This window comes from Nocardia sp. NPDC050175, from assembly GCF_044459885.1.
GTDB lineage: Bacteria > Actinomycetota > Actinomycetes > Mycobacteriales > Mycobacteriaceae > Nocardia.
In genome coordinates this window covers 202,698-214,095 of the sequence record NZ_JBITJI010000012.1, presented here as the reverse complement: position 1 = coordinate 214,095, position 11,398 = coordinate 202,698, and the positions used below count along the sequence as shown (strand labels likewise).

11 protein-coding genes are annotated in these 11,398 nt (G+C 68.2%); 4 read left to right on the top strand and 7 right to left on the bottom strand.

Annotated elements, in window-relative coordinates; genetic code table 11:
• Positions 1 to 70 precede the first annotated feature (70 nt).
• Entirely contained in the window at positions 71 to 958 is an 888-nt protein-coding gene (locus ACIBK2_RS34225) for a sterol desaturase family protein (protein ID WP_396973610.1), read from the top strand.
• Positions 959 to 1,000: 42 nt separating this feature from the next.
• Here the strand turns inward: ACIBK2_RS34225 and ACIBK2_RS34220 are convergent, their stop codons facing one another.
• Entirely contained in the window at positions 1,001 to 1,807 is an 807-nt protein-coding gene (locus ACIBK2_RS34220) for a nuclear transport factor 2 family protein (protein ID WP_396973432.1), read from the bottom strand.
• Between the two features lie 87 nt (positions 1,808 to 1,894).
• Positions 1,895 to 2,872 (bottom strand): SDR family NAD(P)-dependent oxidoreductase, encoded by a 978-nt coding sequence (locus ACIBK2_RS34215; RefSeq protein ID WP_396973430.1) that lies wholly within the window; start codon positions 2,870 to 2,872, stop codon positions 1,895 to 1,897.
• A gap of 86 nt (positions 2,873 to 2,958) precedes the next feature.
• On the opposite strand from ACIBK2_RS34215, the gene ACIBK2_RS34210 reads away from it, so the two are divergent.
• Positions 2,959 to 4,302, top strand: coding sequence for a TIGR01777 family oxidoreductase (locus ACIBK2_RS34210; RefSeq protein WP_396973428.1), 1,344 nt, complete (start codon positions 2,959 to 2,961; stop codon positions 4,300 to 4,302).
• A 9-nt stretch (positions 4,303 to 4,311) separates the two neighbouring features.
• Here ACIBK2_RS34210 and ACIBK2_RS34205 read toward each other — a convergent pair whose 3' ends face one another.
• The 5 genes from ACIBK2_RS34205 to ACIBK2_RS34185 all read right to left on the bottom strand — a co-directional run bounded on the left by ACIBK2_RS34205 (position 4,312) and on the right by ACIBK2_RS34185 (position 9,181).
• Positions 4,312 to 5,568: a class I SAM-dependent methyltransferase gene (locus ACIBK2_RS34205; protein ID WP_396973426.1), complete on the bottom strand. Its 1,257-nt coding sequence runs from the start codon at positions 5,566 to 5,568 to the stop codon at positions 4,312 to 4,314.
• Complete coding sequence (locus ACIBK2_RS34200; protein WP_396973424.1) at positions 5,565 to 6,287, bottom strand: DUF1365 domain-containing protein; 723 nt, start codon at positions 6,285 to 6,287, stop codon at positions 5,565 to 5,567. Before ACIBK2_RS34200 ends, ACIBK2_RS34205 begins: the two co-directional genes overlap by 4 nt.
• The gene (locus ACIBK2_RS34195) at positions 6,284 to 7,591 is read right to left on the bottom strand and encodes an NAD(P)/FAD-dependent oxidoreductase (RefSeq protein WP_396973422.1); all 1,308 of its coding nucleotides are present in this window, start codon (positions 7,589 to 7,591) and stop codon (positions 6,284 to 6,286) included. The genes ACIBK2_RS34200 and ACIBK2_RS34195 overlap by 4 nt, the downstream gene beginning before the upstream one ends.
• A 291-nt stretch (positions 7,592 to 7,882) precedes the next feature.
• On the bottom strand, positions 7,883 to 8,728 hold the full coding sequence (locus ACIBK2_RS34190) for a MerR family transcriptional regulator (protein ID WP_396973421.1): 846 nt from the start codon (positions 8,726 to 8,728) through the stop codon (positions 7,883 to 7,885).
• A 90-nt stretch (positions 8,729 to 8,818) separates the two neighbouring features.
• Positions 8,819 to 9,181 (bottom strand): hypothetical protein, encoded by a 363-nt coding sequence (locus ACIBK2_RS34185; RefSeq protein ID WP_396973419.1) that lies wholly within the window; start codon positions 9,179 to 9,181, stop codon positions 8,819 to 8,821.
• 131 nt (positions 9,182 to 9,312) lie between these two features.
• Here ACIBK2_RS34185 and ACIBK2_RS34180 point away from each other — a divergent pair, with 131 nt between their 5' ends.
• Together ACIBK2_RS34180 and ACIBK2_RS34175 are read left to right on the top strand one after the other, a co-directional pair.
• Positions 9,313 to 9,879: a lipocalin family protein gene (locus ACIBK2_RS34180; protein ID WP_396973608.1), complete on the top strand. Its 567-nt coding sequence runs from the start codon at positions 9,313 to 9,315 to the stop codon at positions 9,877 to 9,879.
• Positions 9,880 to 9,998: 119 nt separating this feature from the next.
• The gene (locus tag ACIBK2_RS34175) at positions 9,999 to 11,324 is read left to right on the top strand and encodes a cryptochrome/photolyase family protein (RefSeq protein ID WP_396973417.1); all 1,326 of its coding nucleotides are present in this window, start codon (positions 9,999 to 10,001) and stop codon (positions 11,322 to 11,324) included.
• Positions 11,325 to 11,398: the final 74 nt, after the last annotated feature.

Here is an 11,398-nt window from a genome sequence, read left to right as displayed (position 1 = left end):
TGTTTGCGCAGGCCATCGACCGTAGCGTCGAGATTCGACGACGGACGATCAAGGAGATCCAGTGGACCGAGTGGAGCTGTTGACCTATGCCCTCCCCGCATTCGCGTTGTTCATGGTGGTGGAGTGGATCGCGTATCGCCGCGACCCCGATCGCCCGAAGAACGGTGGTTCGGGGCGAGACACCGCGTCCAACGTGGCGACCTTCACCCTGGGTCGGCTCAGTAAACCGCTGACGCAGTACCTGATTCCGTTCTCCGCGGTGGTGGCGGCCGCGGCGATCACCCCGCTGCACCTGTCGGCGACGTCGTGGTGGGTGTGGGTGCTCGGCCTGGTGGTCACCGATTTCTGCTACTACTGGGCGCATCGCGCCGACCATCGGGTCCGCCTGCTCTGGACGTCGCACAGCGTCCATCACTCCAGCGAGCACTTCAACCTGTCCACCGCGATCCGCCTGCCGTGGGTGCACCCGGTGGCCAACATCCTGCGCGGAATGGCTTGGGTCCCAGCGGCTTTGCTCGGCTTCCCGGTGTGGATGATCTTCCTGCTGCAGAGCATCGGCCTGCTCTACCAGTTCCCGATCCACACCCAGCGCGTCGGCACGCTGGGGCGCCCGATCGAGTTCCTGTTCAACACCCCCGCGCACCACCGCATCCACCACGGCTCCAACCAGCCCTACATCGACCGCAACTACGGCGGCATCCTCATCATCTGGGACCGCATGTTCGGCAGCTTCGCCGCCGAATCCGAGCCCATCCGCTACGGCCTCACCAAGAACATCGGCACCGACAACCCGCTGAAGGTCAACTACCACGAACTGGCCGGACTAGTCCGCGACGTACGCGGCGCCACCACCTGGCGCGCCCGCCTCGGCTACGTCTTCGGCCCGCCCGGCTGGACCGAGCACAAACAGGTCGCGCCGGAACCGGTGCCACAGACCAAGTCGGTCCAACTCACCTGAGTGAGAGTGCATCGCCCGGATTCGCTTATCCAGCAGTCGGTCTCACACGCCGTCGAGGAAGAAGCGCAGGCTGGCGATGCTCGGCGAGCCCGCGGCGAATTCGACGAACGCGACGCCGCGGGTGTCGCCGAAACGTACCGACGCCGTCACGGTGCGGCCGGCCGCGATCAGTTTGCCCCACCGCATGTTTCGCGCCCGATTGGTGAACTCCTCCACCGAAATCGGTGTGCCCGCGGGCAATTCGACAACGGCATAGTGTCCGAGTAGTCCGCGGACGCGGACGATGTCCGTGCTGCCCGCCGCGGCGAACAGCCGGGACGTCACGCGCCTGCCCGTCCGTCCGATCCCGCCGAGCGCCCGCATCATGCCGAGCGCGCCGTCGACGCCGAGATTGTTGATCAGCTGCGGCCCGAGTCGCAGCGCGGCACCGAGCCCGCTCGGCCCGGTCCGCAAGAGCTGCACGATCATCGGGCCCAGCTCCCAGTGCGCGGCCAGGTGCGCGATCTTCCAGTCGCCGTCCTCCTCGACGAGCTGATAGCGCAGGTGCATCGGGACCGAGACCCTGGCGCCGGTCGACATGGTGGTCTCGATGGTCAGATCGCGCACCACCGTCGGCGGCTGCACGATGTCGCGCTCGACCCGGAAGGCGATGTCGTTCGGGCCGATGAAGGTGTCGTAGAAGCTTTCGATAGCGGTGCGGCCGACGTGCGGGCGGGAGCCGACCGGGTCGTTCACCTCGGCGTCGGCGGTGAATAAGTCGACCCACGCGGACTTGTCGTGCGCGGCGACCGCGCGTGGTGACGCCTGGACGGCCGCCAACAGCTCTGCGGCCGAGGGTTCCAGCGGCATGACAAATCCTCCGATGTCGACGATGACTCGACCCCATGGTAGAACAAGTTCCAATTGGGCCAGCGCGTCCGGTGCCGCTCGAGCCGCCTATCCGACGGCGAGACCAGCGGCTTCCCGGCAGAACAGCCAGAGCCGCCAGGCCTCGTCGGCGGTGTAGTGCGTGCGACGCAAATAGTGCTCCGGACGCACCCGGCGGTCGTGCCAGAAGCGGCCGGACGGCAGCGTGGCCGAGGTCGCGGCGAGCCAGATCGCGGTGTCCGCACCCTCCTCGGGCGTACGCAGCAGCGGCCGCATGAGTCGATGGAAGGCGGGTAGCGACGTGATGACCCCGGGCGTGTCCGCCCAGCCGGGATGCATGCTGTGTACCGAAATACCCTGGGGTGCATAGTGTTCGGCCAGAAGTGGGGTAAAAGCAACCTGCATGCGTTTGGTGCGGGCGTACGCGGTGGTGCCGGAATATCGACCTTGCCGGTATTCGGGGTCGTCGACGGCGAGCCGCTGCGCGTACATGCCGCCGGAGGACATCAGGATCACGCGCGACCCGTCGGCGGCATCGAGCAGCGGCACCAGCCGGTCGGTGAGCAGCAGCGGGCCGAGCACGTGCGTGGCCAGCGTCAACTCGTGCCCGTCGGCCGTTTCGATGCGCCGTGGTGGCAGCAGGCCCGCGTTGTGGATCAGCACGTCCAGCCGAGATAGTCGCTCGCTGAGCTCGTCCGCGCAGGCCGCCACCGAACCAGGATCGGACAGGTCGCACACTGTCACGGACACATCGGCGGCAGGGTCGGCCGCGCGGATCTCCCGACAAGCCTGCTCGCCACGTTCGCGGTCGCGCACGGCGAGTATCACCGAGCCGCCGAGTCCGGCCAGTCCGGCCGCAATCGCCTTGCCGATACCGGAATTCGAGCCCGTCACCAGTGCCGTGCGGCCGTGCATGGCATCCGACTGCGGGTCGTCCGCAGGCCAGCCGCGGCGGCGGAACCGAAAGCCGAGGCGGCTGTAACCCGGCACGATCGTCCGGTCGAGCAGGGTGTCGAAGAACGTGGGTGTACCGGACGCATCGGTCATGGCGTAATTCTCCGGTCTGCTGGCATAGTCCGGCAATAACGATGCATGAACGTTGCATTGGCCGTTCGTCTCGCTAGAGTCGAGGCATGGGCATCGAGTGTTCGAGCGTCGTCGCGGCACCCCGGTCCGAGGTCTTCGACTGGCACGCCCGACCAGGCGCGTTCGCGCGGCTCGCGCCGCCGTGGCAGCCTGCCTCGGTGCTCGCCGAGGCAAATTCGCTGGCCGACGGCACCGCCGTGCTCGGACTGCCCGGCGGGCTGCGCTGGGTGGCCGAGCACGATCCCACCGGCTACGACCCGCCGCAACGATTCGTCGATCAGATCGCCGTCGACGGTCTCGGCTCGCTGCCTGCCGGCCTGCTGCTGCGCTGGCGGCACACGCACGATTTCGAGGTGGTCGACGAAACGCACACCAGGGTGCTGGATCGGGTCGAGTCGCCGGTGCCCGCGTTCGTGCTGCGCCCGATGTTCGACTACCGCTATCGGCAATTGGCGGACGATCTGGCCGCGCACGCGGACGCGGTGCGAGCGGGCTTCGCGGCCAAGACGATTGCGGTGACCGGCGCGTCCGGACTGGTCGGCTCGGCGCTCACCGCGTTCCTGACCACCGGCGGCCACACCGTGCTCCGCCTGGTCCGGCACGCGCCGAAAACCGGCGAGCGGCAATGGAACCCGGACGATCCCGCGTCCGACCTGCTCGACGGCGTGGACGCGGTGGTGCATCTTGCGGGTGCGTCGATCGCGGGCCGATTCACCGGCGAACACAAGCGGGCCGTGCTCGACAGCCGGATCGGACCGACCGAGCGGCTCGCCGCGCTGGCCGCCCGCGCGGGCGTGCCGACCTTCGTCAGCGCGTCCGCCGTCGGCTACTACGGCTACGACCGCGGTGATGAGCGGCTTTCCGAAGACGCCTCGCGCGGTGACGGTTTCCTCGCCGACGTGGTCGACGCATGGGAGGCGGCCGCCGACGCCGCCACCGGGGTCCGAGTGGTCAAGGTGCGCACCGGCATCGTGCAATCGCCGCGCGGCGGCACCCTGCGACTGCTGCGGCCGCTGTTCGCGACCGGACTCGGCGGCCGGATCGGTGACGGTGAGCAGTGGCTGTCCTGGATCGGCATCGACGATCTGGTGGACATCTACTATCGCGCGCTGTGGGACAGCAACCTGTCCGGCGCGGTGAATGCTGTTGCGCCGCAACCTGTTCGCAATAGCGAATACACCCACATCCTGGCCGGCGTGCTGCGCAGGCCCGCGCTGGTTCCGGTGCCCGAGTTCGGCCCAGCGTTGCTGCTCGGCGAGCAGGGTGCGCGTGAACTCGCCGCCGCGAGTCAACGGGTCGTGCCCGCCGTGCTGGACAAGGCCGGGCATCGGTTCCGTACACCGGATCTCGTCTCGGCGCTGCGACATCTGCTCGGTCGTGCCCGCCGCTGAACCGCGCGCTCAGCGGGTGAGCAGGATCTGGTGCACATCGAGGTAGCCGCATCGGAATCCGGCCTCGGCGTGCGCCAGATACAACCGCCACATACGCCGGAAGATCGGATCGAAGCCCAATTCCGCGACGCGGTCGGCACGGGCATTGAACCGCTGCTGCCACAGTCGCAGGGTGTGCGCGTAGTGCTCGCCCATCGACAGTTGTTCGCGGACAACGAGTTCGGTGCGCCGTCCGGCCACATCCGCGAGTAGCCGGGTAGACGGCAGGAAACCGCCGGGGAAGATGTATTTCTGCACCCAGGTGTAGGTGTAGCGGGTGGCCAGCATGCGGTGGTGCGGCATGGTGATCGCCTGGATCACCGCGCGCCCGCCCGGCGCCAGTACCCGGTCGATGGTCTCGAAGAACGTCTCCAGGTACTCGTAGCCGACCGCCTCGATCATCTCCACCGAGACCACCGCATCGAATTCGCCGGTCACCCGGCGATAGTCGAGCAGATCGATGGCGACGCGTTCGGAAAGCCCTGCGGCGGCAATACGATTCAGGGCCAGCGCGCGCTGCTCCGTCGACAGCGTCACCGAACGTACCGTCGCGCCACGAGCGGCCGCACGCAACGCCAATTCGCCCCAGCCGGTACCGATTTCGAGCAGGCGGGTGCCGGGCCCGACGCCCGCTCGGTCGAGTATCCGATCGATCTTGGCCTGCTGCGCGGCGGCGAGGTCGGCCCAGCGCGGCGGCGGCGCGGTGGCCGGGAACAACGCGCTGGAATAGGTCAGCGTCTCGTCCAGGAACAGCTCGAACAGATTGTTCGACAGGTCGTAATGCCTGGCGATATTGCTTCGGCTGTTCGATTCGCTGTTGCGCTCGGCGGCAGGGTGTCTCGAGACATAGAGGCGGCGTAGCGCCCGGAGCGGTGCGGGAACGAGCGTGTCGATGTTCTCGGCGAACACCGCGAGCGTCGCGGCCGGGTCGGGTGCCGACCAATCGCCTGCCATATACGCCTCGCCGAAGCCGATCAGCCCGCCCACTCCGAGCCGGGCGGTGAAGTCATCCGGGCGGTGCAGTATCAGCCGCGGCGCGTCCGCCGCACCACGGCCGAGCACCGTCCCGTCCGGATACTCGACCCGGATCGGCAGCGTGCGCACGGCGCGCCGGAACAGTCGGTGCGCCATCGCCGCGGCGATGGCGGCCCGGGTACCGGTCGGGACCCGCTCGACGTCGGGCCAGTACGTCGAGGTTTGTGCTGTGACGTGCGTTTGTATGCTCACCGCGAATACTCCTCGAAGTGCTTGGCCGGTCGGGGAACGAGAGGTAGGCCGCGCGCCCAGAGAATCACGCCGTGCCTGCGAATGAGCGCCGAGACCACAAGTGGGGCAAGGGGTACCGCCACTGTCGCGCGCAGGATGGTACGGACGGTGGCCGAATGGCAACGTCCGGTCATCGAGGCGGCGAAAATCGGCTGGTGATCGGTGAGGGTGATGGATACCCGCAGGCGGTCGGTGGGCTCGGGGAGGCGCATCCGGTATTCGCCGCGTACCTCGTTGAAGGGCGACACATAGAAGCGTTTCTCGGTGGTCGCGACGCCGTGGTTGTCAGGGCGGACCAGGTAGCAGTGCCGTTCGCCGTAGGTGTTGTGCACCTCCGCGATGACGCAGACCAGGTCGCCGGTGCTGTCGCGGCACCAGAACAGGGTCAGCGGGTTGAACACGTAACCGAGCACCCGCGCGTTGGCGAGCATCAGGACGCGACCGCCGCGCAGGTCGATGCCGTGCTCGGCGAGGTAGTCGTCGACGTTCTCGCGCAGGGTGCGCTGCGGGTCGCCGAGATGGTCGGCGGCGCGGAACCCGGCTAGCGGGCGCAGCCAACGCGGCAGCCTCGGCATATCGTCGAGGTCGATCAGCCAGCTGTAGCTGCGATAGCTGAACTCGTGGTGCAGCGGTGCGCGGCGCACGTGGTGGATCCGGGTGCGGACGATCTGCGCCTTCATGAGGTGTGCACGGCCGCAACAGGTTTGGCTGTCCATCGCGCACCGAGCCGCTCGGCGGCGCGCAGCCCCGACAGTGCGCCGTCCTCGTGGAAGCCCCAGCCATGATAGGCGCCCGCGAAAGCAATTCGCGCACAACCGATCTCGCCGAGCCTACGCTGCGCCGCCACCGAACTCGGGGTGTAGCGCGGATGCTGGTAGACCATCCGATCGATGATCAGCTCCGGATCGACCCGGTCGCCATCGCCGAGGGTGACCAGGAACCGCGGCTCCTCGTCGAGTCGCTGCAGGCGGGTCAGGTCGTAGCTGACCAGCACCCGATCCGGCTGTGCCGCGCAGGACGGCAGCCGGTAGTTCCAGGAGGCCCGTGCTCGCGGGGCTCGCGGCAGCACCGACGCGTCGGTGTGCAGCACTGTGTGATTCACCGAATATGGCATAGCGGAGAGGATTTCGGCTTCCGCGCCGGTCGGCTCGGCGAGCAGCCGCAGCGCCTGATCCGGATGGGTGGCGATGACTGCCGCGTCGAACACCCTGATCTCGTCCGTGTCGTCGCGCACCGCGACGCCGTCGGCGAGGCGATGCACGGCCCGCACCGGGGTGCCGACCAGCACGGTGTCGAGGTGCGCGGCGACCGCCTGAACGTAGGTGGCCGAGCCGCCGACGACGGTGCGCCAGGTGGGGGAGCCGAACACCGTCAGCATGCCGTGATGGTCGAGGAAGGTGAACAGATATCGCGCCGGATACCGCAGCGCGGTGCCCGGATCGCACGACCACACCGCCGCGACGAGCGGCGTGAGGAAGTGCGTGACGAAGTAGTCGGAGAAACCGTTCGCGAAAACGAATTCTGCTACGGTGCGGCCGGTTTCGGCCGCACGGGTTAATTCGGCGCGAGCCAGGCGATGGAACCGCGGCACCTCGGCGAGCAGGCGCAGATAGCGTCCACGAGCCATCGATCGTGGCGTAGCGAACAGTCCGCCCGCACCGCGGGCGCCCGCGTATTCCAGGCCGCAGCCGTCGCAGCGCACCGACATGCTCATGTCCGATTCCTGGGTCGCGATGCCCAGCTCACCGAACAGCCGCAGCAGTGTCGGGTAGGTGCGGTCGTTGTGCACGATGAACCCGGTGTCCACGCCGATCGCCGCGCCATCGCGTGCGGTGACCCGGTGGGTGTCGGCGTGACCGCCGAGTCGATGGTCGGCTTCGTAGAGGGTCACCTCGGCGGACCGCGACAGCACCCAGGCCGCGGTTAAACCGGCTACTCCGCTGCCGACGACGGCGATCCGTCTCGGCTCGGTGTGCTGGGCCATGTGTTCCTCCTCGTCGCCGAATGCGGTGGCCAATCGATTGCTACCGCAGTCGGGGTGTGCGGGTCGCCGTCGCTGTTCTGCTGAAGCGGGCCGTCGACGCCGTGCCCCGATTATGCATCGTTTCAAGGCGACGGCAACAACGGAGGCCTCTCGCAGCAGCCGCCGTCGTCGTCGGATGCGGTCGATCTCGGAAAGGACTTCGCCCAGATGTCGTCGTCGGATTGCTCGTGGCGTGAGAAATCGGATGTGCCGTGCGATCGCTCGCGGATTCGGCCGGTCGGCCCGAGCGGGTCAGCTCAGGTAGTCGATGGCGTCGGTCAGGCTCGCGACCCGCTCCGCCGCCTCGGGCAGGATCACCGAATCCCAGCCGGGCCCGCCGACGAGCACCCGCGACCCCGCATCGAGGCAGGCCCGCACCGCCGAGGTCAACGCGGTCGATTCCTGCTGCGACCACAGCAGCACCGATGCGGGCTGCTCGTGTCGCGCGAGACTGTCGGTCAGTGCGTCGGTCGGCACATCCGCGCCGAGCATGTATGCGCTCACGTTGCGCTCGGCGAGGCCGGCCCGCAGCACCTCGAGCGGGAGTGCGTGCGTCTCACCGCCGGTGCAGGCCAGCACGACCGGCCTCGACGCAGGCCCATCCGGCGGCGGATTGGTGCGATGCAGCACCGAGGTGATGCACCACGACAGCAGGTGCTCCACATCGATGCACCCCTCGCCCGCGCCCTGCCGCGCGACAATGTCGGCGAAGGCGGGGCGGCACAACCGATCCCAGGTGTCCACCACCCCGAATGCGCGGAAGTGCGCCTCCAGATAGTTGGACACCGCGCGCGTCTCGAGCGTGAATGCCGCAGCGAGCAACGGGAATCGGTCGCCCAATCGCGGCGTGGGTCCGCGCACCGCCGCGGCCGCGCCCGCCGGGCTCGCACCGTCCTGAATGAGGGTGAGCATCTGCCCGAGCAGGGCGATATCGGCTTCGGTGTAGAGCCGGTGCTTGCCGGGTCGATGCTGTGGCGGCCCGATGTTGTAGCGGCGGTTCCAGCTCCGCAGCGTCGCCGTGGGGATGCCGAGGCGCTCGGCAACCGCGCGGACCGTGTATCCGGCCGCGTCGGAAGCGGGAGCGGAACCGGCGGACATCGCTCTATTCTGCCTGTTCCGGATCGCCCGATTCGCCATGCCCGGGCGATCGCGCGTCGCATGGGTTGTCCGGCGCCCGCGGCACGGCGATCAGCTCCGCCCGGTGGTGGCCGCGGTCGCGCCACACAGCAGGCCCCAACCCGCCGCGACCGCGATCGCCTTGCCGCGCTGTGGTCGTCCGCGCAACGCGATCCCCAAGATCGTGGCATCGGACAGGTCGGCCAGCACCCGCGCGGCAATCGCCAGCCGGAGTGCGTTCGGCGTCGGCGCCGCCAGCATGGCCAGCCCGGATGCGACATCACGCAATGCGGTCATCCTGGCTACTGCGCGCAGGGCGGGGTCGTCGGCGGACCAGCCGCACGGTCCGAGCATGACTGCGGGCCGTGCCGCGACCGCGACGCCGTATCCCGCCGTCAGCGCGCCTGCGATCCGGGGCAGCCAGGCAAAGGTCACGAGTTCCTCCTTGATGAGTGCATTGAATCAATCATGCATCGTTATGAGATAACATGGCCAGTGTCGTCGATTTCCGAGGAGTTCGCGTGACATCTCGAACGAAGCGTTATCCCGTTCGCCTGTTGATTGCTATGGTCGGAGGGGCCGTCGCGATCGCGGCGCCGGGTAGCGCGCAAGCAGCCCCGGTCGCCGCACCGGCACCGGTGTCGTCGCTCGACCTGACCAGGTACCTCGGTACCTGGAACCAGCTCGCGGCGGTGCCGCAGTACTTCAACCTCGCCTGCGCGCGCGATACGCAGGCGAACTACGCGCTCGACCCGCAGGGCAACGTCTCGGTCCGCAATACCTGCACCACCTGGTCGAACATGGACAACGAAATCGCAGGCACCGCAACGATCAACGACCGGATGACGGGCGCGCAGCTGCACGTCAGCTTTCCCGGCGTGCCGACTCAGGACCGGATCGATGGGCCGACCAACTACATCGTGACCGCCCTCGGCCCGGACTATTCGTGGGCTGTCGTCACCGATCCCGGCCGGATCTCCGGCTTCGTCCTCGCTCGCGCGCCGATGCTGGATACGGCATCGTGGCAGCGGGTACGTGCGGGAATCGTTGCGGCAGGCCAGGATCCGTGCCTGTACCTGACCTCACCGACCACCGGCGGTCTCGCCGACATCGTTCCGCTCTGCACGCTCTGACCACACGCTCCGGCGCCCGTGAGGGTCGCGTCATAGGTGCCGGGCATTGAGCCGCCCACGCCACCATGGCGCCACCCTCACGGGCGCCGGAGGTCACTTCACCCCGCGAAGAGGAGCAGATGACCGTCACCATCGCCCTGTTCACCCGTGACCTGCGGGTGCACGACAACCCCGTGCTCACCGCCGCACATCGCGAAGGTGCCTCGGTGGTACCGCTTTTCGTCGTCGATGACGCCATCGCGGCCGGTCGTTTCGCCGCGCCGAATCGCGCGCGGTTCCTCGCCGCCGCACTGAGCGAGTTGGACGCCGAGCTACGGGCGATCGGCGGTCGTCTGGTGGTGCGGCGCGGAGATGTCGTCGCGGAGGTGGAACAGGTTGCGGCGCAAGTGCATGCCGACAGCGTCCATATCGCCGCCGACGTGAGCAGGTACTCCCGCAAACGCGAACAAGCACTGCGGGAACGGTTGGAGCAGCGCGGATGCCTGCTGCACACGCATGCCTCTACGATCACCGCCGCCGATCCCGCGGAACTCGTCCCGTCCACCGGGCGTGACCATTTCGCCGTCTTCACTCCGTACTTCCGGCGCTGGGCCGAGACGCATCAGCGCAAGTCGTTCGGGAAGCCGCGCGAACTCACCATGCCACCGGTCGCAAGCGATCCACTGCCGGAAGCCGAAGAACTCTGCCCCGGCCCGACCTCGCCTCAGCTCGCGGTCGGCGGCGAGACGACCGGGCGAAAGTTGCTGCGCGACTGGCTTTCCGGACCCATCGAGGGATACGAAGAGCACAACGACGACCTCGCCGCCGACGCCACCTCGCACCTGTCCCCCTATCTGCACTTCGGTTGCGTGTCACCGGTGGACCTGGTGCGCCGGGTCGACATGTCAACGCCCGGCGGTAACGCCTTCGCCCGCCAGCTGGCCTGGCGCGACTTCCATCACCAGCTGCTCGCCGCCCGCCCGGACGCTGCCTGGTCGGACTACCGGCCTCGATCGATCACTTGGCGGGACGATCCCCAAGCCGTCGAAGCCTGGCAGGACGGCCGCACCGGATACCCGGTCATCGACGCGGCCATGCGGCAATTGCGCGCGGAGGGCTGGATGCCGGGACGCGCCAGGCTGATTGCCGCCAGCTTCCTCACCAAATCGCTGCGGGTGGACTGGCGGATCGGCGCCGAACACTTCCTGCGCTGGCTGGTCGACGCGGATCTGGCGAACAATCAACTCAACTGGCAGTGGGTGGCCGGCACCGGCACCGATACCAGGCCGAATCGGGTGCTCAACCCGCTGCGCCAAGCCAAGCGTTACGACCCGGACGGCGATTACGTGCGTCGTTGGCTGCCCGAGCTGGCGCACATTTCCGGTGCGGCGGTGCACACGCCGTGGCGCGAAAACGTCGATCCCGCCGCCTACCCCGCGCCGATCATCGAATGCGTCGGCATGTAGCGCACCGATATTGCCCCAGTTGTCGCAATGCCCTTCCTAATCCCGGGTGCCAGGTCTTGAATCGATGCATCGAG